Below are 22526 nucleotides of genomic sequence, written 5' to 3'. Positions count from 1 at the left end.
TGAACAGGACGTAGCATTATGAAGACACATCCACAGTACGAACCCTGGCTGCAGGGCATGCTCATCATCGCGAAGCACTATCGGCTGGACTTTTCGGCTGAGCATGTTCGGGTAACGATTAACCACGAAAGTCAGTCGCCGCGCCAGCTGGTGCTGGAGGAGATGGCGCGCCAGCTGGGGCTGGGGATGCGTATGGTGGCGGCGGAGGCGGTCTCGCTCGATCCGTGGCGTTTACCCCTGCTGGCGGAATTTACCGGCGGGCAGATTGCGGTGATTAACCGTATGGACAGCGACGGCAACGTCAGCCTGCAGTTTAGCGGCGACGGCGGCCTTGAGACGACGCTCACCCGCGAAGAGCTGGGGCCACGCCTGAAGGGGCTGATGGTGCTGCGCCCGCTGGAGTCCACGCCGGATGCCCGCGTAGACGAGTACATCAAACCGTACGAGAAGAACTGGTTCTGGCAGCTGGCGCTGAAGGACTGGCGGCGCTACGGCGACATCATGCTGGTGGCGCTGGTCGCTAACGTGCTGGCGCTCTCCGGGATGGTTTTTTCCATGCAGGTGTACGACAGGGTGGTGCCGTCGCAGTCGGAGGCCACGCTGTGGGTTCTGTTCGGCGGGGTAATGATTGCCATTGTGTTCGAGTTCATCATGCGCATGCTGAGGGTACATATTTCGGACGTGGTGGGGAAACGCGCGGATCTGCGCATTTCTGAACGCGTGTTCGCCCACGCCCTGCGGATCAAAAACGGCGCTCGCTCAAGGTCGACCGGCTCGTTTATCGCCCAGATCCGCGAGCTGGAGTCGGTGCGCGAGCTAATCACCTCAACCACCATCGCGGCCATCTCCGATCTGCCGTTCTTCCTGCTGTTTGTCTTCATCCTGTGGATGATTGGCGGCCCGCTGGTGCTGGTGGTGCTGCTGGCCGTTCCGCTGCTGCTGATCCCCGGCCTGCTGGTACAGCGCCCGCTCGGGAAGCTGTCCAGCGAGGGGATGCGCGAATCGGCCATCCGTAACGCCACGCTGGTGGAGGCGGTGCAGGGCATCGAGGACATTAAGCTCATGCGCGCCGAGCAGCGCTTTCAGAACCAGTGGAACAACACCAACGACGTGGCTGCCAGCGTCGGCATGAAGCAGCGCTGGCTGACGGGGCTGCTGCTGACGTGGACGCAGGAGGTACAGTCCATAGTTTACGCGGTAGTGTTGCTGGTAGGGTGCTATCTGGTTATCAGCGGCGATATGACCACCGGCGCGCTGGTGGGGACCTCGATTCTGGCCTCGCGCACTATCGCGCCGCTCTCACAGATTTCGGGCGTACTCTCCCGCTGGCAGTCGGCGAAGGTGGCGAGAAAGGGCCTGGACGACCTGATGCAGCGCCCGATTGACGATCCTCAGCAGGGCAAAAAGGTGCACAAAGCGCACCTGCGGGGCGACTACGCCCTCGACGACGTGGGCTTTTACTATGACGAAGAAGAGAAGCTTACCGTGCTGAGCATCAGCAAGCTGCGCATTCGCGCCGGGGAGCGCGTGGCGGTACTCGGGCGCAACGGCTCCGGGAAAAGCACCTTGCTACAGCTGCTGGCGGGCATGCAGGAGCCGCAGCAGGGCAGCATTCTGCTGGACGATATCGCGCTCAATCAACTGGACCCGGCCGACGTGCGCCGCGACATGCAGCTGCTGAGCCAGCAGGCGCGGCTGTTCTTTGGCTCCGTGCGGGACAACATCCTGATGGGTAACCCGCTGGCGACGGACGACGAGATCCACCAGGCGCTGGTCAACAGCGGCGCGCTGGAGTTTGTGCGTAAGCAGAAAATGGGGCTGAACTACATCATCAATGAAGGGGGCGCGGGGCTTTCAGGCGGCCAGCGTCAGGCGCTGCTGCTGGCCCGCGCGCTGATCACGTCGCCGAATATTCTGCTGCTGGACGAGCCTACCGCCTGGCTGGACGAGGTGAGCGAAAAGCAGTTTATTCAGCACCTCAGGCAGTGGCTGGGCAAGCGCCGGACGCTGGTGGTCGCTACCCATCGTCTGCCGATTCTGGAGCTGGTGGACCGCATCATCGTGCTGGAAAACGGTAAAGTGGTGATGGACGGCCCGCGCGATGCCATCCTGCGCCAGCACGGCATGGCGCCGCAGCAGGCGCCCCAGCGTACCGTCAAACTGAAAGCGGAGGGCGTGGCATGAATGATTTCTCCCGTTTTAACAGCCGGCTGAAGGAGCCGCGCCTGCCGCGCTCCACGCTGGTGGCCTGGTCTTTGTTTGCCCTGCTGGCGGTCTTTATCATCTGGGCCAGCCTGTTCCAGCTGGATGAGGTGACGACCGGCAGCGGCAAGGTGATCCCCTCGTCCCACGAACAGGTGATCCAGTCCCTGGAAGGGGGGATTATTCACAGCCTGCTGGTGCGCGAAGGCGATATCGTCGAGCGGGGCCAGCAGCTGGCGCAGCTCGACCGCACCAAAACGGAATCCAGCGTGCTGGAGAGTGAATCCCGCCTGAATGCCGCGCTGGCAACCGCCGCGCGCCTGAAGGCCGAGGTAAACGATACGGCGCTGGCTTTCCCGGCGGAGCTGGACGATGACGTCGAGCTGGTTAAGCAGGAAACGGCACTTTATCAGTCACGCCGCGAGAGCCTGGAAAAAGGGCTGGCCGGGCTGCGTCAGGGAGCGGCGCTGGTGCAGCGCGAGCTTGCGCTAACCCGTCCGCTGGTTGTGCAGGGCGCCGCCAGCAAGGTCGAAGTGCTGCGTCTTGAGCGCCAGAAGAACGAGCTTGAGAATAAAATCACCGAGATGAAGAACCAGTACTACGTTCGCGCGCGTGAAGAGCTGGCGAAGGCCAACGCGGAGATCGAAGCGCAGCGTTCCGTCATGAAAGGGCGCGAAGATTCGCTGACTCGTCTGACCTTCAATGCGCCGGTGCGCGGCATCGTAAAGGATATTGACGTGACGACGGTAGGCGGGGTGATCCCGCCAAACGGCAAGCTGATGAGCCTGGTCCCGCTTGACGACCAGATGGTTATCGAGGCGAAAATCTCCCCGCGCGACGTGGCGTTTATCCATCCGGGGCAAAAAGCGCTGGTCAAAATTACCGCCTATGACTACTCCATCTACGGCGGGCTGAAGGGCGAGGTGACGATGATTTCCCCGGATACGCTCCAGGACGAGGTAAAAAGGGACGTCTATTACTATCGCGTTTATATCCGTACGGAGAGTAACCACCTGACGAACAGGCAGGGTAAAGCATTTCCGGTGTTTCCGGGCATGATAGCCACCGTCGATATCAAAACCGGCAGTAAATCGATTATTGATTATCTGCTGAAGCCGCTCAATAAAGCAAAAGAGGCGCTTCGCGAGCGATAAAAAAGGCGTTCAGCAAGCCGAACGCCGGTGAGATTAGTATGCGGACGTCATGCTGGGGGCATGGCGTCGTTCTTTTGGCACCACGTTGATGTAATGGGTGACATAGGCGAAATAGAGCCCGGCATAATTTTCGACAAGCTCAATAAATGCCGGGTAGACCGACATCCGGCCGTCGCCGCGATCTTTTAGATAACCCGCCTCCTGTGCCGACTTGATAATCCGGTTAACGTGAATACGCGAAACAAAAAATTCTTTTGCCAGCGTGCTGGCTGAATACGCAATGGTTGCGCCGTGTGCGGTTTTATTATCAATGGCCTGTAAGTAGAGATACAGCATAATCATGCGGCCGCCATCTTTATCGATAAATAACCCGACCTCAGGAAGTACTTTTCTGAACGTTAATCCCCGGAAAAGATATTCCGCAGCCCGCCGGAAAAAGTTGTGTCGTAAAATATCATTATCCAGCAGGTTAACGTTTATATTGAATGCCGGATAAAGAATGCTCACGGGCGTAAATGCCCCGGACATATAGCGCTTAAGCTCATCGAGTCCCTTATCCGTAGGGGCGATTTTTGTCTTTCGTCGATCTTCGGTGCAGCGCCAGGTCTTAATTCGCCCGGTGGTTTTCAGTATTGTGATGATCGCGATAACGCTGTTAGGGCTGGCGATATTATAGCGGGAGCACAATTCCTTAATTTCTGAAACTGACTCGGCCTGATTGCCAAAAACAAAACAACACATAGACAGTATTATATTGAAGCGTGATTCCTGAAGCATCGTCTTGTAGAACAGGGGCTGTTTTTTATAGATGGCGTCATTAATTCTGTAGTGCTCTTTTATGGCTTCGCTAAATCGCGGGTTGTGCTTAATGACATCCCGTCGATGTAACAAGGCCCTGGATGAGATATGATTATCCATAGCATTTTCTCTTTTTGTATGAGCCGATAAGATGAAGTGTCCGCTCTTCTTTTTCGGAATTTTCATTATACCTTGAGAAAGTCCCGGATACTTACGTTATATGAAAAGAAAGTTATATTTATACGGCTTATGGATGCGCCGGTTGATTAACCCAAAGATGTTCCGGTACTTAACATTGATAACGGTTTATTAACCTTAGGGGGTGCGGTAAAATAATGTTGTGCAACGCGAATTATTGATTTTCATCCCCAGCGGGAATGACATCTTCATTCTCAGGAGCAGGTTATGCCTCAACATTTATCTTCACTGAACGACGCGTGTTCTGAGCAACGATTTGTTATTTCATCCTGCGCCTTTACCTTCCAGGGGTACAGCCAGCTCCTTAAGGCCCGTGGCGTAAACGTCACGCGCCTCCGTTTTGAAGAGGATGAGGTGTGTTCGGCTGATGTGAGTAAAATGGCATATAATCAATCAGTTACCATTTCTGTTTTTCTTGGTCGCGACGTTGCCGCCTTTCTTGAAAGCCTGAAGCGGCTGGTATCCGTTCTTAATGCGCTGCCCGCTGTTTCCGGCGTCACGCTGTATGGCGCAGTGCCTGAAAGGTGGCTCTACGCCACGCTGAAAAGCCTCGTCAGTAATAAAAAAATGCTCTCCAGGATCCGCATAGCGAATATTTCAGAGGTCATAGATAAGTTAACGAATAATTCGAACGGCCAGGCACGTTCGTCACGCCTTTTGCGTGACGTTCCCGATAATGGAGAAAAAGAAAATGTGCATGGCTTAACGAAGCGTGAGCTGGACGTATTGCTGAACTTTTATCGCGGGGTTTCAATTAAGGCGTTATGCGTGAAGCTGGGGGTGTCGGATAAAACCGTCTATAGCCATCGTAAGGTGGGTTTAACCAAGCTGCATCTTATTCGGCTGTGGTTTAACGATTCGCGCGTATTCAGGGATGAAGTCTATATTGCGCCTGATAATCAGCAGGCCTTTTCAGAAGCGGAAGTGGCGGTATTACAGGCGCTGCACAAGCGGGAAATCTTTGCGGCATATCAGATTATTACCGACGGCGATAAAAAAGGGGTAGGGTTTGAAATTTTGCTGCGCTGGAATAAAAACGGAGAAATTATTAAGCCGGGCCAGTTTCTTAGCGGTATAAAAAACGCTGAAATATGGCTAAAGCTGACGGCGCTGGCGATCCACGCTGCCGTATCCGGCATTAATAAATACAACGGTAAATATTATTTTTCAGTGAATATACCGCCCCAGCTGGCGTCCGGAAACGCGCTGCCGGGCATGGCGAAAAAGGCCGTTGAGATGTTACTTAAGACGCAATGGGCCGATAAGCTTGTCTTTGAATTAGCGGAAACCGTTGACGTCACGAAGGATAAAAATATACCCGAAACGCTTCAGCGCTTACGCAGCGCTGGCTGTCGTTTGTTTCTGGATGACTGTTTTTCACGAGATCACGCGATGTTTCCCGTCAGACAGGTTCACTTTGATGGTCTTAAGCTCGACCGGGATATCGTCGAGGCGTTTGTCGCTAACGATAATGAATATAATATTATTAAGGCAATACAGATTTATAGCGATCTGACGGGCGGGGAATGCGTTGCGGAAGGGGTGGACAGCGAGGAAAAATTTGAAAAGCTTGTCGCATTGGGCGTTAAGCGCTTCCAGGGATACTATTTTTCCCGGGCGGTAAAAGAAGAAGAGTTAGATCGTATGGTGCGGTTATTTAGCTAGCGGTACGCTGGTGGAAGAATAAAAGCAGGCTTTTAGTTAACCACCAGCATTTAAAACGGAGACTCACCGTTGATACAGACCGTTCTCAGATATCATCACGAGTAAAACCGACCACAATTTCAAGCGTGTTGCGAATAACGTCACAGGCATCAGGCTCTGGCGTAATTTCAAGAGCGTGAATAAGTTGCAGGATAATCTCTTTATTAGAAAGATTATCGCCGGTCAGCATAATGCAGCGTATCGCAGAGCCTAATACTTCAACCTCACCGCTGAGATGCGTTCCCGCATTCAGGAAATGTTCTGCCAGTCCTTTATCGTGCAGTGCTTCAAAGTTGTACGTCTGCTGCCTAAGCGCTTTACTCATGGTGGTCACCGTGTCGGTTAAAATTAGTGTTTCTTGTCTGGGGCCAGAAGCGTGGTTTTGCTGAAGAGAGAGCGCATGCGGCCGATGTCATAATCTCCTATGACCCTTCCTCGATCCTGCGATACGCCGGTTACGCGCTGGCGCACTTCATCTTCAGCAGCAACCAATGCATTTTTACGTTCGTCATTTGATTCAACGGTAGCCATTGCCCGGAGGCGACTGGCAAGAGACGCAAAGGTAATCGGCCCGTTCTCTTTCAGGATTGATAAAACGGCCTCACCAATCAGGTCATCTTTAAGTCGTTCAAATTTAGTTCTATGCATAGCTTCAATCTCACTCTGCTACACGCGGCAGGCTGTAGCATGGGGTTAGTCATCGCGTTCGATATAGCTATTCTCGCTCAGCGTGCCTAACTTAGTAAGTTAAAAAACAGTGTTCAGGTTAACGCTCGAAGAAAAGGGCGATCAGACCGTTATAGTGTGCTTTCTCGACGTCGGAATTTGACTCCTCAATCCGGCGTAAGAGCTTTGTACAAATTGTCATTCTGCTCAGTTGTACATTTTCTTTAATGATTTCACTAACAATGGCGCCGAGCGTTTCCTGCTGTGTTGGCACGTTATCTTTGTTGAAATACAACGTGATAGCGCTTTCTGCTGTAGAGGGAGCATGGTTGCGACGCATAATTTTCCACCGTTAACAAACAATTGTGTAACATCACTGGAATGGAATTTATACTATTTAGTCAAATCTGTACATAGAAATTGTACAAGTTTGTTGTACAGAGCGTACGTTTGACCCCAGAACTATCAGAATTAGGGGGGAGGAAAGGGGAGGGAGAGAGAAAAAGGCCCCGGAGGGCCTGATGTTATTTACGTCCCAGCAAAAGCCCCAGGACGATACCAACCGCACCTGCGGCGATTAAGCCGGTTAGCGGGTTGTTTCTGACGGCTTCAGTGACGTCCGAAACGGCATCGCTGGCCTGGGCCGCGTATTTTTTCGCCGCCCCCTTCACCTGGTGCTTAGGGGAATCAACGAACTCGCCAAACTGCTGCTGCGCAGAGCCGGACAATTCATCGAGTTTGTTTTTGGCTTTATCGCCAGCGTATTGTGCGTTTTTATCAGCGTCGATATCAGACATTCCTGCCTCCTTTTGTTGGTAGATTAAGGATAGTCGCTGATGGCGGAAGTGAGAGATAAACTGCTGAAATCGGCAGCAGATTGCGCATTTTTAGGATATGTCTACCTTTCACTCTCTGACCTTCTACGAAATAAACCCGTATCCTTAATTAACAAAAGTTAATGTCTTAAAGGGGCGCCGGGATATAGGCCGGCCGCGAGCGCGAAATAACGACTCCATACGCAGCGGGAAAGCGGATTATTTCCGACCCTCGCGTTGGCGAAAGGTAGCGTAATAGCCAAGGGAAGCGCTCAGGCACAGCATATAGCCGAACGTTTCGCTACCTTCCTCAACGGCGTTTTTCACTACGCGAATATAGCCATGCTCCAGGATGGCGTGCCATAGCTCCTGCATACCGAACAGGCGGGAGAAGACCAGCACGCACAGCAGGCCGCTCAGCAGAATGCCGTACCACGGCGATTGTGTATATTTTGCCAGCTGGTCCAGCGTTTCACGATAATGCATTAATGGGCGAATAAGCGCCGCCAGCGCGGTAATAAGGGCGAACCACACCCAGCTGCCGTGAGAAATAAGATCGAAAAGGGCATCCAGCTCGCGAATTAACATGCTCAGGAAAAAACCTCCCACCAGAATATTGCAGTAGCGCATGGCAACATACAGCCTTGCGAGCCGAAAATGGAGAAATACGATGGCCGCTAATACCGTTTCCTGCATGATTTCGGTCATTGATAATTCTGGGATGTCATGACCAAAAAAGTGCATGTCCACCCAAAGGCAAAGTACGCCAAGTGCGCAGGCGGCCGCTGCGCCAGCGAAGAATAAAAAGCTTTTTAGTACAATCATTAACACCACCATTTTGTTTATCGCGACTATGTTAGGTGACGAAAATGTTATTTCTGTTCACATCGTGCGTTATAAGTGCAAATTTTTAACATTACGAGCTAAATAGCCTCAGCGGTGGAGAACATATGCCGTAAATATCGTCTGTACCGTTTGGAAGGGTTACGCTCAATTCAAATATCTTTCTTATTGTTTACAGGTGAGCAACATGCGAGGTAGTATACCCCCCTATAGTATACGGAGGGCATATGCCACATTCACCTGAAGACAAAAAACGTATCCTCACGCGAGTGCGCCGTATTCGGGGCCAGGTCGATGCCCTTGAACGCGCCCTGGAATCGGGCGAGCCCTGCCTGGCTATCCTCCAGCAGATCGCGGCCGTACGCGGTGCGGCGAATGGCCTGATGGGGGAGATGGTCGAAATTCACCTCAAAGATGAGCTGGTGACGGGAGAGACAACCCCGGATCAGCGGGCCGCGCGTATGGCAGAAGTCGGCCATTTGCTGCGCTCTTATCTAAAATAAACCCACACACCACACAACAGGGGAAAGACATTATGAAATCTCGCGCAGCTGTCGCGTTTGGCCCAGGCCAGCCGTTGAAGATTGTTGAAATTGATGTGGCGCCGCCTAAAAAAGGCGAAGTGCTGATCAAGATCACCCATACGGGCGTCTGCCATACCGATGCGTTTACCCTGTCCGGCGAGGATCCGGAAGGGGTATTCCCGGCGGTGCTCGGGCACGAAGGGGGCGGCGTGGTGGTGGAAGTGGGTGAAGGCGTGACCAGCCTTAAGCCCGGCGACCACGTGATCCCGCTGTACACCGCGGAGTGCGGCGAGTGTAAGTTCTGTAAATCCGGCAAAACCAACCTCTGTCAGGCCGTACGCGCCACCCAGGGCAAAGGCCTGATGCCGGACGGCACCACCCGTTTCTCCTACAACGGTGAGCCAATCTATCACTACATGGGCACCAGCACCTTCAGCGAATATACGGTCTGCGCCGAGATCTCGCTGGCGAAAGTCAACCCGCAGGCGCCGCTGGATAAAGTCTGCCTGCTCGGCTGCGGCGTGACCACCGGTATCGGCGCGGTGCATAACACGGCGAAGGTAAAAGAGGGCGACACCGTGGCGGTGTTCGGCCTCGGCGGCATCGGCCTGGCGGTTATCCAGGGCGCGGTACAGGCGAAGGCGGGCCGTATCATTGCCGTTGATACCAACCCGGAGAAGTTCAGGCTGGCGGGTGAAATGGGCGCGACCGACTTTGTTAACCCGAAAGACTACGACAGGCCGGTTCAGGAGGTGATTGTTGAGTTGACCGACGGCGGCGTGGACTTCAGCTTTGAATGTATCGGCAACGTCAACGTGATGCGCTCGGCGCTGGAGTGCTGCCATAAGGGCTGGGGCGAGAGCATTATCATCGGCGTGGCCGGGGCTGGTCAGGAGATCAAAACCCGTCCGTTCCAGCTGGTGACCGGGCGCGTCTGGCGCGGCTCGGCATTTGGCGGCGTGAAGGGCCGTACGCAGCTGCCGGGAATGGTTGAAGATGCCATGGCGGGCAAAATTCAGCTCGATCCGTTCATCACCCACCGCCTGCCGCTGGATCGGATCAACGAAGCGTTCGATCTGATGCACGAAGGTAAATCCATTCGTACCGTTATTCACTTCGGCGACAACTAATTATTCTGCCAGCGGTTTTTGCCGCTGGCCTTTCTTCCCTGAACTTCTCTAAAGTGTGACCTGTCTGGCGCTTTTAGGCGTAATCTAATCCCCGGCCGTGCCGATGACTATTTTACAGGCGTGTTTTTACGCATCTTACCTATAAGAGAGTCGACGGTCATGGACAACACAACATCAATGCAGGCGCAGCACAGGCTGAGCTTTCTGCATCACATCCGGCTGGTTCCGCTGTTTTCCTCCATTCTCGGTGGCATTATTCTCCTGTTTGCATTGAGCTCGGGCCTGGCGGGCTATTTCCTGCTTCAGGCCGACAACGATCAGCAGGACGTCACGGCAGAAATCCAGGTGCGTACCGGCCTATCGAACAGCTCTAACCATTTACGCACCGCCCGCATCAACATGATCCACGCCGGGGCGGCGAGCCGTATTGCGGAAATGGAGGCGATGAAGCAAAACATCGCCGAGGCCGAAACCCGCCTGAAGCAATCGCAGGATGGATTTGCCGCCTACATGAAGCGCACCGTTCGCACTCCGGCGGATGAAGCGCTGGATGGCGATCTGAAAGCCCGCTACGACGCCTACATTGCCGGCATGCAGCCGATGCTTAAATACGCCAAAAACGGCATGTTTGAAGCCATCATCAACCATGAGAACGAAACCGCGCGCCCGCTGGACGATGCCTATAACGCGGTGTTGCTGAAGGCGATAAAAATTCGCACCGACCGCGCAAACGCCCTGACGGCGCAGGCACATACCCGCACCCGGTTAGGTCTAATCTTCATGTTCGGCGCCTTTGGGCTGGCGCTGGCGCTGGCGGTGATTACCTTTGTGGTGCTGCGCCGCACGGTGATTAACCCGCTGCAGCGAGCCGCGACGCGCATCGGGAATATCGCGAAGGGCGATTTAACCCTGCCGGACGAACCGACCGGGCGCAGCGAAATCGGCCGCCTGACGCACGATCTGCAAACCATGCAGCACGCGCTGGTCAGCACCGTGAGCACCGTGCGGCAGGGGGCGGAGGAGATCTACCGGGGTACCAGCGAGATTTCTGCCGGAAATACCGATCTCTCTTCCCGCACCGAGCAGCAGGCGGCGGCCATCGAACAGACGGCCGCCAGCATGGAACAGCTCACCGCGACGGTGAAGCAGAACGCCGATAACGCGCACCATGCGAGCAAACTCGCGGAAGATGCCTCCGGTAAGGCCAGCCGCGGGGGACAGATGGTCTCCGGCGTGGTGAAAACCATGGGCAACATCTCCACCAGCTCGAAGAAGATCTCTGAAATTACCGCCGTGATTAACAGCATTGCTTTCCAGACCAATATTCTGGCGCTCAACGCGGCGGTAGAAGCGGCGCGTGCGGGTGAGCAGGGGCGCGGCTTTGCGGTGGTGGCGAGCGAAGTCCGTACGCTGGCCAGCCGCAGCGCGAACGCCGCAAAGGAGATTGAAAGCCTGATTAATGAATCGGTGTCGCTTATCGATCAGGGTTCCGGCGAGGTGGTTGCTGCGGGCAATACCATGAATGAAATCGTGGAGGCGGTTAAGCGCGTCACCGATATCATGCTGGAGATTGCGGCGGCATCCGACGAGCAGAGCCGCGGCATCGTTCAGGTGAGCCAGGCGATTTCCGAGATGGATAAAGTGACGCAGCAGAACGCCTCGCTGGTGGAGGAAGCCTCCGCGGCGGCGGCATCGCTTGAAGAGCAGGGCGCACGACTGACCGAAGCCGTCGGGGCGTTTCGTCTCGCCGGCTCGCGTGCGGGACGGCCCGCGACCGCTGCACCGGCGGTAAAAAACGCGCCGCTGGCTCCGGCGGCTGCCGTTTCAGGGGATAACTGGGAAACGTTTTAGGTCAAAAAAACCCGCCTTCGCGGCGGGTTCTGAGCATCGCGTCAGAGAGGCATTGATTTTCGAATGGCGCTTAGCAGCGTTTGGGCGCCGTCGGAAAGCGGGGCGTCTACCCGCGTCAGGATCCCGATCGGTTCTCCCGCTCCGGGCGACGTGACCGGCAGCGCCGTGAGCACGCCGCGACGCAGATCGTCCTTCACCGCGCCGGACGGCACAAACCACACGTAGTCATAATCCACCGTGAGCTGGCGAGACAGCGACGCCGAAAGCGTTTCAATACACCCTGAAGGAAGCGTGCAGCCCTGCATTTGCAGCAGCGCTTCCGCATTCTGGCGCGGAACGGTTCCTTTTGGTGAGACCACCACCGGCCACTCCATCACGCGGCTCAGGGTCACGGTATCCTGCAGCAGCGGGTGATTTGGACGCACCACCAGCTTCAGTGATTCCAGGAACAGCAGCTCGTAGTTAAGGCCGCTCATCAGCTCCGGGTCGGACATCCGGCCGATACCCAGGTCAAGCTCGCCCGACTTCAGCCCAGCCAGCAGCATGGTGTTATTCATGGTCGCCACCTGGAGCGTGGCGTGCTTTTGCTGCCTGTGGAACTGGCCAATGGCGGCGGGAAGAATGCCCAGCGCCGCGGTGGGAAGTGCCCCCACGCGCACGATGTCGCTGGCAGGCTCTTCTTTGCGGTTCAGCGCCTGACCGGCGGTATTGAGGGCATCCAGAACCTTAACGGCATGCGTCAGAAACTGTTCGCCCATAAGCGTAAGCTGGGCGCCCAGGCGACCGCGATCGAACAGCCGGGTTCCGGTAAGCTGTTCCAGTTCGTTCAGCGTTTTTGAAAGCGCGGGCTGGCTGAGGTTAAGGGTTTCAGCCGCTCGCCCCAGCGTTCCCTGTTGAGCGACGGCTACAAAAGTATGCAAATGGCGCAAGCGTATGCGCTGACTGAAAAGAGCATTTTTTTCCATAGGCGATGTTAAAAACAGAGCGACGCGGGTGACAAGTTAAGATGTTTGAATTTGATAACCTGATAGCAAAATATTTTTAACATTTGATCTATTTGAGTTACAACCGTTTTTCGAAAATGCCCATGCTTTGACCACTCGTCTGTCTGGATCACAATTCGTAAATTCTTCCCGACGAAAGGAACGGGCTTCTCTACACTCCAGGTAGTATTCACTGGAGGCATGACATCATGGCGAACACCATCACGGCTGATGATATTCGGGAACACTTTTCGCAGGCTATGTCGGCGATGTACCAGCAGGAAGTTCCGCAGTACGGCACGCTGCTGGAACTGGTGGCGGACGTTAACCTGGCGGTTCTGGAAAATAACCCACTTTTACATGAACAACTGGCAAATGCGGACGAGCTGGCGCGCCTGAATGTTGAACGTCACGGTGCGATCCGCGTCGGCACCGCGCAGGAGCTTTCCACCCTGCGCCGGATCTTCGCCATTATGGGCATGTACCCGGTCAGCTATTACGATCTCTCCCAGGCGGGCGTTCCCGTCCACTCGACGGCGTTTCGTCCGGTTGAGGATGCCGCGCTGTGCCGCAATCCGTTTCGCATTTTCACCTCGCTGCTGCGCCTGGAGTTAATCGGGAACGCTGAGCTGCGCGAAAGGGCGGCGGCGATCCTCTCCCGCCGCAACATCTTTACGCCGCGCTGCCTTGAGCTGCTCGACCTGCATGACGCGCAGGGACACTTTACCGGGGCGCAGGCGCGGGAGTTTGTGCAGGAGGCGCTGGAAACCTTCCGCTGGCACCGCCACGCGACGGTCGACAGGGAAACCTACCTGGCGCTGAGCAACGAACACCGCCTGATCGCCGACGTGGTCTGCTTCCCGGGTTGCCATATTAACCATCTCACGCCGCGCACGCTGGATATCGACCGGGTGCAGGAGCTGATGCCGAAATACGGTATTGAGCCGAAAATCCTGATTGAAGGGCCGCCGCGTCGCGAGGTGCCAATCCTCCTGCGCCAGACCAGCTTTAAGGCGCTGGAAGAGCCGGTACTTTTTGCGGGTGAACATAAGGGAACCCATACCGCGCGTTTCGGTGAAATTGAGCAGCGCGGCGTGGCGCTAACGCCGAAAGGCCGCGAGCTGTACGATAGCCTGTTGAATCAGGCGGGGACCGGCAAAGACAACCTGACCCATCAGCTTCACCTGCGCGAGGTATTCAGCGCCTTCCCGGACAGCGAAATGTTCCTGCGCCGCCAGGGGCTGGCCTACTTCCGCTATCGTCTGACCCCGACAGGCGAGGCGCATCGCCACGCGTTTCGTGCAGGTGACGATCCGCAGCCGCTGATCGAGCGCGGCTGGGTCGTGGCGCAGCCTATCACCTATGAGGATTTTCTGCCGGTCAGCGCGGCGGGGATATTCCAGTCGAATCTCGGCAACGAAACGCAGGCGCGCAGCCACGGCAATGCCAGCCGCAACGCCTTCGAAGCGGCGCTGGGCTGTGCGGTGTATGACGAGTTTTCGCTTTACCAGGAGGCGGAACAGCGCAGTAAACAGCGTTGCGGTTTGCTCTGAAAGCGTTACTCTGCTGGGGTGTGTTGGAAAAAGAAGGTTGATATGGAAAATCCCTCCGCCCCTGTAGTTGAAACGCGCCTGGGCGCACTGATTGGTTTTACTGAAGACGATACCCACGCGTGGTGCGGCATTCCGTATGCGGCACCGCCGGTTGGCCCGTGGCGCTGGCGCTCCCCGCGACCCGCTCCGCGCTGGGACGGCATGCGCCAGACGACGTCGTTCTCCTCCTCCAGCTGGCAGAGCAGCGAAGGATGCCAGGAGCTGGGCGGCGGCGATCCCGGCCAGTTCTCTGAAGACTGCCTGTATCTCAACGTCTGGTCGCCCGCGTCGCGCACCGCTCCGCTGCCGGTGATGGTCTGGCTGCACGGCGGCGGGTTTACCCTCGGCGCGGGCGGGCTTCCTCCCTATAACGGCAGGGCGCTGGCGAGGCGCGGCGCGGTGGTTGTGACCATCAACTACCGCCTCGGACACCTCGGCTTTTTTGCCCATCCGGCGCTGGAGGGTGAAGAGGAGCGCGTGGTGCATAATTTTGCCCTGCTCGATCAGATCGAAGCCCTGAGGTGGGTGCGGGATAACATCGCCGCGTTCGGCGGCGACCCCGACAACATCACCCTGTTCGGCGAGTCCGCCGGCGCGCGCAGCGTGCTGTCGCTGCTGGCTTCTCCGCTGGCGGAAGGGCTGTTCCATAAGGCCATTGTGCAAAGCGGGTATACCCTGCCGGACACGCCGCGTGAGCAGGCGATGCGAAAAGGCGAAGCCATTGCCGCCCATTTCGGCTTTGAAAACGCCACCGCAGAGCAGCTTCGCGCGATCCCTCCTGAGGCGTTCTGGCCGCTTACCGCGCCGCTGAATATCGCCCCCGCACCCATCGTGGGTGACTGCGTGCTGCCGGAAGCCATGCTCGACGTCTTTTTCGCGGCCCGTCAGCATCCGGTCCCGGTGATGGTGGGGTCGAACAGCGACGAAGCCAGCGTGATGTCGGTATTTGGCGTCGATCTGGCCGGGCAAATCCAGAAGCTCCGCCGCGAGCGGCGCTTTGGCCTCGGGCTGATAAAGCTGCTCTATCCGGGCGTGAGGGGCGACGAGGAGTTGGGCAGGCAGGTGTGCCGCGATATGGCCTTTACCACCATGGGATACGTGGTGATGCAGGCGCAGCAGCGGGCGGGGGGCCTGTGCTGGCGCTACTGGTTTGATTATGTGGCCGAAGCGGAACACGCGACGTACGTTAACGGCGCCTGGCACGGCAACGAGGTGCCTTACGTGTTCGACACCCTCGGGCAGGTTGAGCCCTCGCGACAGTATGTGAACGAACGCGATCTGGCCTTCGCCGCTCGGGTGGCGGACTACTGGGTGAGCTTCGCGCGGGACGCGGGTAAACGTGACAGCCTGGCAGGACCGACGCGCTGGCCGGCCTGCCGCAAGGGGCGGGATGTACTGTTACGCATCGGCGTGAATAAACATGCAGGGTTCAGGCTTGAAAACCGCTTTATGCGCGCCCGCATGAGCCTCTTCAGGCGGGTGATGAAACACCACGTCAGCCTCGACTGAGCAGACAGTCACGAAACGCATCCAGCCCGTTCTCCGGGCCGGGTGCTTCACGCAGTACCAGCCGGTAGCTCGCGCCGGTCCTGATGCTCGTATCGTAAGGCCGCATCAGCCGCCCGGCGCGCACGTCCTCTTCCACCAGCGTTTCATCCGCAATGGCGACGCCCAGCCCCTGAATGGCGGCCGTAATCGCCAGATCCATGGTATCGAAGTGTTGATTTTTAAGCATGGCTTGCGCCGGGCGCGGCTGTTTCGCCAGCCACAGCGACCAGTCCGTTTTGTCACGCGTCGGGTGAAGAAAGGTGAGCGTTTCCAGCGCCGAACCGGCCCGCAGCGGGTTCATTACCGGGGTCAACGCCTCCTCGAACAGCAGATCGCCCGCGCTCATGTGCGTGCCAAACACAATCGCCGCATCGTAGGATTCGGTTTTGAAGTTGACGTTATGATCGTTGGTGGTGGTAAGCGCAATTTGCAGGTCCGGCTGCTCGCGCTCCACCTTCAGCAGGCGAGGAACCAGCCAGCGCATGGCGCAGGTTGGGGCCTTCAGGCGAATGACGGTCTGGTGCGCCCGAGCCTGCTCGGCCACGTTCAGCAGCTGCTCAAACGCGGACTGTAGCTCCGGCAGCAGGGCGCTTCCCTGGGAGGAGAGGCGCAGGCCGCGCGCATGGCGTTCAAAAAGCGGGAACCCAAACCAGCCCTCCAGCGCGGCGATTTTACGGCTTACCGCCCCCTGCGTAAGGCAAAGCTCCTTCGCGGCGTGGGTCAGGTTCAGGTGACGCGCGGTCACCAGGAAAGCCTCTACGGCATTGAGCGGAAACGAACGACGCGACATACCCCACCTTAGCTATGCGTTTTAGTCATGGCTATTATGACAACAATTCGGTTGTCCCGACAGCGCAGTTGTTGTTTGAATAGTTATGCATTAACCATGAGAAGGGACAGAGGATGAGTTTACAAACGCCGGTGCAGACACGTTCCAAACTGCCAGATGTGGGGACCACCATTTTTACCGTTATCGGCCAGCTTTCTGCCCAGCATAACGCCATCAACCTTTCTCAGGGCGCGCCGAATTTTTCCTGCGACCCTAAGCTCATTGCCGGCGTGACCCGCGCCATGGAGGCCGGGCATAACCAGTACGCCTCCATGATCGGTCTGCAACCGCTCAGGGAACGTATCGCGGATAAAATTGCCGCGCTTTACGGCACGCGCTATGACCCCTCCAGTGAGGTGCTGGTGACCGCCAGCGCCAGCGAAGGGCTCTATTCGGCCATCAGCGGGCTGGTTCATCCGGGCGATGAGGTGATCTATTTCGAACCGTCCTTTGACAGCTACGCGCCGATTGTCCGGCTGCAGGGGGCGACGCCCGTCGCCATTAAGCTTACGGTGCCGGATTTTGCCGTGAACTGGGATGAGGTTCGCGCGGCGATCACCCCGCGGACGCGGATGATCGTCGTTAATACGCCGCATAACCCGAGCGGACAGGTGTTCTCGGCACAGGACCTGCACCAGCTCGCGGCGCTTACGCGCAATACCGACATCATCATTTTGTCTGACGAAGTGTATGAGCACGTCGTTTTTGACGGCGTTCCGCACCACGGGATGGCTACGCACCCGCAGCTGGCGGAGCGCAGCGTCATTATTTCTTCTTTCGGAAAAACCTATCACGTGACCGGCTGGCGGGTGGGTTATTGTGTGGCACCCGCGGCGCTGATGGATGAGATATGCAAAGTCCATCAGTTTTTGATGTTCTCTGCCGATACGCCAATGCAGCACGCCTTTGCAGAGCACATGACCGATCCGCAAACCTGGCTGTCTCTGGCGGCATTTTATCAGCGCAAGCGCGATCTGCTGCAAAGTTTACTGGCCGACTCTCCCTTTACGCTGCTGCCCAGCAAAGGATCGTTCTTCCTGCTGGCGGATTACAGCGGCTTCAGCAGCGAGCGGGACAGCGACATGGTGCAACGGCTGATCGTCGACTGCGGCGTTGCCACGATTCCGCTGTCGGCGTTTTACGCCGACGGCACGGACAATAAGTTGATTCGTCTCTCTTTTGCGAAAGATGAGGCGACGTTACGGGCTGGTGCCAGGGCCCTGTGCCGGGTTACACCACGTTGAGCCTATCCCATCAGGATCTGAGGAGTTTGAGATGAAATTACGCGCGTTAGTTATCGGCATGGGACTGCTGTGTTCGTTTTCGTCCTTCGCGGCCACCGAGCTGCGTTACGGGCTGGAGGCGGAATATCCGCCGTTTGAAAGCCGCAATGCCTCAGGCGAGCTGGAAGGGTTTGACGTAGAGCTGGGAAACGCCATCTGTAAAGCCGCCGCGCTGAAGTGCAGTTGGGTGGAAACCTCGTTTGATGCGCTGATCCCGGGCCTGGTGGCGAAAAAGTTCGACGCCATCAACTCGGCGATGAACATCACCGAGCAGCGCCGCAAGAGTATTGATTTCACCCAGCCAATCTACCGCATTCCCTCCCAGCTGGTAGGCAAAGCCGGCTCGGCGGTAGAGGCCACGCCGGAAGGTCTGAAGGGCAAAACCATCGGCGTTCTCCAGGGTTCAATTCAGGAAACGTACGCCAAAGAGCACTGGGAAAAGCACGGTGTCACCGTGGTGTCTTATAAAGATCAGAACATGGCGTGGGGCGATCTGCTGAATGGCCGCATCGATGCCTCGCTGGTGATGTCCGCGGCCGGGCAGGCAGGTTTCCTCAGCAAGCCGCAGGGTAAAGGGTTTGGCTTTATCGGCAAACCGGTGTCGGACGACACCATCCTCGGCAGTGGTATCGGCTTTGGGCTGCGTAAGGGGGATGAGGCCACCAAAAAGCAGCTTGACGCCGCAATTGATAAAGTACGTGCCGACGGCACGATCGCTAAACTGGCTGATAAGTACTTTCCGGGTATCGATGTCAGCGTAAAATAACCGCCTCGTTTGTCCCGGCTGTCGATGTCCAGCCGGGACACTTTTAATACGCTTCATCCTTCATGCTGCCTCTGCGCTGCCTTCGTCTGCTCACCCCAGTCACTTTCTAAAGTAAGCTCCTGATGATCCACACACCTGTCGCCTTGATCCAGCATGAATGATTTTGCGTATTTACTGTTTTTTACACCACTTTCAGGCCGTTCTGGTCGACAGAAAATATTTCTCAGTTTGTTCAGATAATCACCCGCCAACAATTGGATTCTTAACCGTTTTTGTTTAGGCTGTGCGTTCTTTCTTGCCGTCATTTCGCCGCGCGCGAAACGCACTCACACGACCATAAGGACGTTTTCTCAGGCATGAATCGCAGACGTTTTCTCAAAGGTTCCCTGGCAATGGCTGCCCTGAGCGGCACTTCTGGCCTTGCTTCTCTGTTTTCCCAGGCGGCGTATGCTGCTGATTCCGACATTGCGGACGGTCAGAGCCATCGCTTTGACTTCAGCGTCCTGCAATCCATGGCGCACGATCTGGCGAAAACCCCGTGGGGCGGTGCGCCGCGTCCGCTGCCGGAAACGCTGGCGACCATGACGCCGCAGGCGTACAACGCCATCCGTTACGATGAGAAGCAGTCCCTGTGGAATAACATTGAAGGCCGTCAGCTGGACGCCCAGTTCTTCCATATGGGGATGGGGTTCCGTCGCCGCGTGCGCATGTTCTCGCTGGATCAAAGCACCTCACAGGCGCGTGAGATCCATTTCCGTCCCGAGCTGTTCAGCTACGGCGATACGGGCGTGGATACTAAACAGCTTGAAGGGCAGAGCGATCTCGGGTTTGCCGGATTCCGCGTCTTTAAAGCGCCCGAGCTGGCGCGGCGCGACATCGTTTCGTTCCTGGGCGCAAGCTACTTCCGCGCGGTAGATGATACCTACCAGTACGGCCTTTCCGCGCGCGGTCTGGCGGTAGACACCTTTACCGACACGCCGGAAGAGTTCCCGGACTTCACCTCCTTCTGGTTTGAAACCGTCAAGCCGGGGGATACCACCTTTACCGTTTACGCGCTGCTGGACAGCCCGAGTATTACCGGTGCCTATAAGTTCGTGATCCACTGCGAGAAGAGCCAGGTGATTATGGACGTGGAAAACCATCTTTACGCGCGCAAAGACATCAAGCAGCTCGGCATCGCGCCGATGACCAGCATGTTTAGCTGCGGCAACAACGAACGCCGCATGTGCGATACCATCCATCCGCAGATCCATGACTCGGATCGTCTGGCGATGTGGCGCGGCAACGGCGAGTGGATCTGCCGTCCGCTGAACAACCCGCAAAAACTGCAGTTCAACGCCTTCCAGGATAAAAACCCGAAAGGCTTTGGCCTGCTGCAGCTTGACCGCGACTTCTCCCACTATCAGGACGTGATGGGCTGGTACAACAAGCGCCCGAGCCTGTGGGTGGAGCCGCGCAATAGCTGGGGCAAAGGCTCCATCGCGCTGATGGAGATCCCGACCACCGGTGAAACGCTGGATAACGTGGTCTGCTTCTGGCAGCCGGAAAAAGCGGTAGAAGCGGGCGATGAGCTGAACTACAAATACCGTCTTACCTGGAGCGCGCAGCCTCCGGTGCGCTCGCCGCTGGCGAACGTCTACGCGACCCGCACCGGCATGGGCGGCTTCCCGGAAGGCTGGGCACCGGGCGAGCACTACCCGAAAGTGTGGGCGCGTCGCTTTGCCATTGATTTCGTCGGTGGCGATCTGAAGGCCGCCGCGCCGAAGGGCATTGAGCCGGTGATTACCCTTTCCAGCGGTGAAGCGAAGCAGGTGGAGATCCTCTACGTCGAGCCGTTCGACGGGTATCGCATTCTGTTTGACTGGTACCCAACCTCTGACGCTACCGAGCCGGTAGATATGCGCCTGTTCCTGCGCTGTCAGGGCGACGCCATCAGCGAAACCTGGCTGTATCAGTACTTCCCGCCAGCGCCGGACAAGCGTAACTACGTTGACGACCGGATCATGCGCTAGCTTTGTGAAACCGTGCCGGGTGGCGCCACGCTTACCCGGCAAGTGAGAGGCCTATGTCTTCAGAAATTATCCCCGTGAACCAGGATATCGAGCTTCGCGCCGTCGAAGAGCGGTATACCGCCGACCTGCACGGCCTCGTTGTCAAAAACAAAATCTGGCTGCAAACCGCCTTCGACTGGGCGCAGCACGTGGGCTCCGAAGAAGATACCCGCCGCAACGTGCAGAGCAACCAGTTGCTGCACCAGCGCGGCTACGCCAAAATGTTCCTGATTTTCTTTAAAGACGAGCTGGCCGGCGTGCTGTCGTTCAATGCGATTGAGCCTGCGAACAAAGCCGGGTACATCGGCTACTGGCTCGACGAAGGGCAACAGGGGAAGGGCATTCTCTCTCAGGCGCTACGGGCGTTTATGCGCTATTACGTCGGGCGCGGCGAGATCCGCCGCTTTGTCATCAAGTGCCGGGTGGATAACCTGAGCAGTAACCGCGTGGCCCAGCGCAACGGTTTTGCGCTGGAAGGGTGCCTGCGGGAGGCCGAAATGCTGAACGGCCGCTACGATGACGTAAACCTCTACGCCAGAATTTTTCCCCTATAGCGCCCCCAGCAGCGGCGTTCGGGTGATCCGCGCGCTGCCGTTGATTGCCTTTACTCCCCGAACGTGAATGCTCTCGCCCTCAAACGCTTCGATAACCGCATCGTCTGTTATCTCCACCTGATGCTCGATCAGCACATCGCCGACGATGCGCGCGCGCCCCTGGATCACGACCCTGTCGTCAATCAGGATCGGGCCGCCCCGTAGCCGCGCCTCGCCGCCAATTAACACGTGGTGCTTAATGACGCAGTTGCCTTCTACGAGGGCGTTTTCCGCTATTTGTGAACTGTAGCGTACGGTGGGGATAGCATCGTCGTCCAGGCCAGCCAGCAGGCGGGCGTTGCCGTACACTTTGGCGCAGTCGCAGACCCAGACGTTATTTATTTCGTTGCCCTCAAGAATGGCGCGATCGAACACCTCCGCACGGTGCTCAACGAAGGCGTGCGTCACCATGGCATCGCCGTAGATTTGCGCCTGATGGACGATCCGCGACTGGCTGACCGTGGCCCTGTCGTAAATTTTGAGGATCTGGTCATGGTCCGTGGTTAGCCCTTTAGCTGCGACGATCGTGCTGTTATGCAGTACCCGCGCGTCGCCAGCGATATGGCACTCGCCGCGGACCGTAGACTGCTGAATCGTGACGTTGTCACCTATCACCGCGCCGTGGCTCACCTCTGCGGCATCCAGCCAGCTGTTGCCGCCAACCTGCGCGCGGTGGCTGACGGTGCAGGGCCGGGTGAGGCGGGCGTTACCGGTTATTCGGGCACCCGCAAACGCCACGCTGTTTTCATCGTAAATCCAGCACGCGCCGTCCTGTGCGAGCGCGCGCTCGTCCTCGACCCATCCGCCTTTTGTCCCGCTGGCAACATCGCTAAAATCGCACACGGCAACGATCTGTCTGAGGGTGGTGGTGCGCGGCGTCGCACCGTCCAGCCAGTGCCAGAGCCGGGTGTCGTCGCTGAGCCGGTATTTTGTCATGGTAGTATCCCTGAGAAGCCCTTCACTAAACGTAGCAAACTTTTGGCTTTTCGAAATGCT

At 57.0% G+C, this 22526-nt stretch carries 22 protein-coding genes; 12 read left to right on the top strand and 10 right to left on the bottom strand.

What is annotated here, in order from left to right:
• The first annotated feature begins 18 nt into the window (after window positions 1-18).
• Both MOQ06_RS10795 and MOQ06_RS10790 read left to right on the top strand, forming a co-directional pair.
• The gene (locus MOQ06_RS10795) at window positions 19-2184 is read left to right on the top strand and encodes a type I secretion system permease/ATPase (protein ID WP_242172864.1); all 2166 of its coding nucleotides are present in this window, start codon (window positions 19-21) and stop codon (window positions 2182-2184) included.
• Window positions 2181-3356 carry an HlyD family type I secretion periplasmic adaptor subunit gene (locus tag MOQ06_RS10790; RefSeq protein ID WP_148419482.1) on the top strand — a complete coding sequence of 392 codons (1176 nt, stop codon included), beginning with the start codon at window positions 2181-2183 and terminating at the stop codon, window positions 3354-3356. Before MOQ06_RS10795 ends, MOQ06_RS10790 begins: the two co-directional genes overlap by 4 nt.
• 33 nt (window positions 3357-3389) lie before the next feature.
• Here the strand turns inward: MOQ06_RS10790 and MOQ06_RS10785 are convergent, their stop codons facing one another.
• Window positions 3390-4274 carry a MarR family transcriptional regulator gene (locus MOQ06_RS10785; protein ID WP_176611220.1) on the bottom strand — a complete coding sequence of 295 codons (885 nt, stop codon included), beginning with the start codon at window positions 4272-4274 and terminating at the stop codon, window positions 3390-3392.
• A 285-nt stretch (window positions 4275-4559) separates the two neighbouring features.
• Here MOQ06_RS10785 and MOQ06_RS10780 point away from each other — a divergent pair, with 285 nt between their 5' ends.
• Window positions 4560-6017, top strand: a complete 1458-nt coding sequence (locus tag MOQ06_RS10780) for an EAL domain-containing protein (RefSeq protein ID WP_242172862.1) — start codon at window positions 4560-4562, stop codon at window positions 6015-6017.
• Between the two features lie 85 nt (window positions 6018-6102).
• Here the strand turns inward: MOQ06_RS10780 and MOQ06_RS10775 are convergent, their stop codons facing one another.
• The 5 genes from MOQ06_RS10775 to MOQ06_RS10755 form a co-directional block, all read right to left on the bottom strand.
• Window positions 6103-6381, bottom strand: a complete 279-nt coding sequence (locus MOQ06_RS10775) for a biofilm development regulator YmgB/AriR family protein (protein WP_148419484.1) — start codon at window positions 6379-6381, stop codon at window positions 6103-6105.
• Between the two features lie 23 nt (window positions 6382-6404).
• Window positions 6405-6704, bottom strand: coding sequence for a hypothetical protein (locus MOQ06_RS10770; RefSeq protein WP_148419485.1), 300 nt, complete (start codon window positions 6702-6704; stop codon window positions 6405-6407).
• A 118-nt stretch (window positions 6705-6822) separates the two neighbouring features.
• Complete coding sequence (gene ycgZ / locus MOQ06_RS10765; RefSeq protein ID WP_193355075.1) at window positions 6823-7062, bottom strand: regulatory protein YcgZ; 240 nt, start codon at window positions 7060-7062, stop codon at window positions 6823-6825.
• A gap of 184 nt (window positions 7063-7246) precedes the next feature.
• Entirely contained in the window at window positions 7247-7519 is a 273-nt protein-coding gene (locus tag MOQ06_RS10760; protein ID WP_148419487.1) for a CsbD family protein, read from the bottom strand.
• A 237-nt stretch (window positions 7520-7756) separates the two neighbouring features.
• On the bottom strand, window positions 7757-8362 hold the full coding sequence (locus MOQ06_RS10755) for a transporter (RefSeq protein ID WP_242172861.1): 606 nt from the start codon (window positions 8360-8362) through the stop codon (window positions 7757-7759).
• 245 nt (window positions 8363-8607) lie between these two features.
• On the opposite strand from MOQ06_RS10755, the gene MOQ06_RS10750 reads away from it, so the two are divergent.
• The 3 genes from MOQ06_RS10750 (at window position 8608) to MOQ06_RS10740 (ending at window position 11885) form a co-directional block, all read left to right on the top strand.
• Window positions 8608-8883 carry a metal/formaldehyde-sensitive transcriptional repressor gene (locus MOQ06_RS10750; RefSeq protein WP_148419489.1) on the top strand — a complete coding sequence of 92 codons (276 nt, stop codon included), beginning with the start codon at window positions 8608-8610 and terminating at the stop codon, window positions 8881-8883.
• Window positions 8884-8915: 32 nt separating this feature from the next.
• Window positions 8916-10034, top strand: a complete 1119-nt coding sequence (locus tag MOQ06_RS10745) for an S-(hydroxymethyl)glutathione dehydrogenase/class III alcohol dehydrogenase (protein ID WP_148419490.1) — start codon at window positions 8916-8918, stop codon at window positions 10032-10034.
• 159 nt (window positions 10035-10193) lie between these two features.
• Window positions 10194-11885 carry a methyl-accepting chemotaxis protein gene (locus tag MOQ06_RS10740; RefSeq protein ID WP_242172859.1) on the top strand — a complete coding sequence of 564 codons (1692 nt, stop codon included), beginning with the start codon at window positions 10194-10196 and terminating at the stop codon, window positions 11883-11885.
• A 41-nt stretch (window positions 11886-11926) separates the two neighbouring features.
• Here MOQ06_RS10740 and MOQ06_RS10735 read toward each other — a convergent pair whose 3' ends face one another.
• Entirely contained in the window at window positions 11927-12850 is a 924-nt protein-coding gene (locus tag MOQ06_RS10735) for a LysR substrate-binding domain-containing protein (protein ID WP_148419492.1), read from the bottom strand.
• A gap of 227 nt (window positions 12851-13077) precedes the next feature.
• On the opposite strand from MOQ06_RS10735, the gene MOQ06_RS10730 reads away from it, so the two are divergent.
• Window positions 13078-14421, top strand: coding sequence for a VOC family protein (locus MOQ06_RS10730; RefSeq protein WP_176610366.1), 1344 nt, complete (start codon window positions 13078-13080; stop codon window positions 14419-14421).
• A gap of 42 nt (window positions 14422-14463) precedes the next feature.
• On the top strand, window positions 14464-15969 hold the full coding sequence (locus MOQ06_RS10725; RefSeq protein WP_242172858.1) for a carboxylesterase/lipase family protein: 1506 nt from the start codon (window positions 14464-14466) through the stop codon (window positions 15967-15969).
• Here MOQ06_RS10725 and MOQ06_RS10720 read toward each other — a convergent pair.
• Window positions 15956-16798, bottom strand: coding sequence for a LysR family transcriptional regulator (locus MOQ06_RS10720; RefSeq protein ID WP_242172854.1), 843 nt, complete (start codon window positions 16796-16798; stop codon window positions 15956-15958). The two genes, MOQ06_RS10725 and MOQ06_RS10720, sit on opposite strands and share 14 nt — an antisense overlap.
• A 113-nt stretch (window positions 16799-16911) precedes the next feature.
• Between MOQ06_RS10720 and MOQ06_RS10715 the strand changes: the two genes are divergently transcribed.
• Together MOQ06_RS10715 and MOQ06_RS10710 are read left to right on the top strand one after the other, a co-directional pair.
• On the top strand, window positions 16912-18081 hold the full coding sequence (locus tag MOQ06_RS10715; protein WP_242172851.1) for a pyridoxal phosphate-dependent aminotransferase: 1170 nt from the start codon (window positions 16912-16914) through the stop codon (window positions 18079-18081).
• Window positions 18082-18112: 31 nt separating this feature from the next.
• Window positions 18113-18886 (top strand): ABC transporter substrate-binding protein, encoded by a 774-nt coding sequence (locus tag MOQ06_RS10710; RefSeq protein WP_176610362.1) that lies wholly within the window; start codon window positions 18113-18115, stop codon window positions 18884-18886.
• 53 nt (window positions 18887-18939) lie between these two features.
• Here the strand turns inward: MOQ06_RS10710 and MOQ06_RS10705 are convergent, their stop codons facing one another.
• Entirely contained in the window at window positions 18940-19212 is a 273-nt protein-coding gene (locus MOQ06_RS10705) for a hypothetical protein (RefSeq protein ID WP_176610361.1), read from the bottom strand.
• Window positions 19213-19242: 30 nt separating this feature from the next.
• Here MOQ06_RS10705 and MOQ06_RS10700 point away from each other — a divergent pair, with 30 nt between their 5' ends.
• Both MOQ06_RS10700 and rimL read left to right on the top strand, forming a co-directional pair.
• Entirely contained in the window at window positions 19243-20898 is a 1656-nt protein-coding gene (locus MOQ06_RS10700) for a glucan biosynthesis protein (RefSeq protein ID WP_242172849.1), read from the top strand.
• 53 nt (window positions 20899-20951) lie between these two features.
• On the top strand, window positions 20952-21491 hold the full coding sequence (gene rimL, locus MOQ06_RS10695; protein WP_242172847.1) for a 50S ribosomal protein L7/L12-serine acetyltransferase: 540 nt from the start codon (window positions 20952-20954) through the stop codon (window positions 21489-21491).
• Here rimL and ydcK read toward each other — a convergent pair.
• On the bottom strand, window positions 21486-22466 hold the full coding sequence (gene ydcK, locus MOQ06_RS10690) for a YdcK family protein (protein ID WP_242172845.1): 981 nt from the start codon (window positions 22464-22466) through the stop codon (window positions 21486-21488). The two genes, rimL and ydcK, sit on opposite strands and share 6 nt — an antisense overlap.
• Window positions 22467-22526: the final 60 nt, after the last annotated feature.

Origin of the sequence: Enterobacter sp. I4, from assembly GCF_022669095.1 — a bacterium.
Taxonomy (GTDB): Bacteria; Pseudomonadota; Gammaproteobacteria; order Enterobacterales; family Enterobacteriaceae; genus Enterobacter; species Enterobacter pasteurii.
This window is presented reverse-complemented; position numbering and strand designations above follow the sequence as displayed.

Coding starts and splice junctions, on each gene's coding strand:
- MOQ06_RS10795 (WP_242172864.1), top strand. CDS start 19: ATGAAGACACATCCACAGTACGAACCCTGGCTGCAGGGCATGCTCATC.
- MOQ06_RS10790 (WP_148419482.1), top strand. CDS start 2,181: ATGAATGATTTCTCCCGTTTTAACAGCCGGCTGAAGGAGCCGCGCCTG.
- MOQ06_RS10785 (WP_176611220.1), bottom strand. CDS start 4,274: ATGGATAATCATATCTCATCCAGGGCCTTGTTACATCGACGGGATGTC.
- MOQ06_RS10780 (WP_242172862.1), top strand. CDS start 4,560: ATGCCTCAACATTTATCTTCACTGAACGACGCGTGTTCTGAGCAACGA.
- MOQ06_RS10775 (WP_148419484.1), bottom strand. CDS start 6,381: ATGAGTAAAGCGCTTAGGCAGCAGACGTACAACTTTGAAGCACTGCAC.
- MOQ06_RS10770 (WP_148419485.1), bottom strand. CDS start 6,704: ATGCATAGAACTAAATTTGAACGACTTAAAGATGACCTGATTGGTGAG.
- ycgZ (WP_193355075.1), bottom strand. CDS start 7,062: ATGCGTCGCAACCATGCTCCCTCTACAGCAGAAAGCGCTATCACGTTG.
- MOQ06_RS10760 (WP_148419487.1), bottom strand. CDS start 7,519: ATGTCTGATATCGACGCTGATAAAAACGCACAATACGCTGGCGATAAA.
- MOQ06_RS10755 (WP_242172861.1), bottom strand. CDS start 8,362: ATGATTGTACTAAAAAGCTTTTTATTCTTCGCTGGCGCAGCGGCCGCC.
- MOQ06_RS10750 (WP_148419489.1), top strand. CDS start 8,608: ATGCCACATTCACCTGAAGACAAAAAACGTATCCTCACGCGAGTGCGC.
- MOQ06_RS10745 (WP_148419490.1), top strand. CDS start 8,916: ATGAAATCTCGCGCAGCTGTCGCGTTTGGCCCAGGCCAGCCGTTGAAG.
- MOQ06_RS10740 (WP_242172859.1), top strand. CDS start 10,194: ATGGACAACACAACATCAATGCAGGCGCAGCACAGGCTGAGCTTTCTG.
- MOQ06_RS10735 (WP_148419492.1), bottom strand. CDS start 12,850: ATGGAAAAAAATGCTCTTTTCAGTCAGCGCATACGCTTGCGCCATTTG.
- MOQ06_RS10730 (WP_176610366.1), top strand. CDS start 13,078: ATGGCGAACACCATCACGGCTGATGATATTCGGGAACACTTTTCGCAG.
- MOQ06_RS10725 (WP_242172858.1), top strand. CDS start 14,464: ATGGAAAATCCCTCCGCCCCTGTAGTTGAAACGCGCCTGGGCGCACTG.
- MOQ06_RS10720 (WP_242172854.1), bottom strand. CDS start 16,798: ATGTCGCGTCGTTCGTTTCCGCTCAATGCCGTAGAGGCTTTCCTGGTG.
- MOQ06_RS10715 (WP_242172851.1), top strand. CDS start 16,912: ATGAGTTTACAAACGCCGGTGCAGACACGTTCCAAACTGCCAGATGTG.
- MOQ06_RS10710 (WP_176610362.1), top strand. CDS start 18,113: ATGAAATTACGCGCGTTAGTTATCGGCATGGGACTGCTGTGTTCGTTT.
- MOQ06_RS10700 (WP_242172849.1), top strand. CDS start 19,243: ATGAATCGCAGACGTTTTCTCAAAGGTTCCCTGGCAATGGCTGCCCTG.
- rimL (WP_242172847.1), top strand. CDS start 20,952: ATGTCTTCAGAAATTATCCCCGTGAACCAGGATATCGAGCTTCGCGCC.
- ydcK (WP_242172845.1), bottom strand. CDS start 22,466: ATGACAAAATACCGGCTCAGCGACGACACCCGGCTCTGGCACTGGCTG.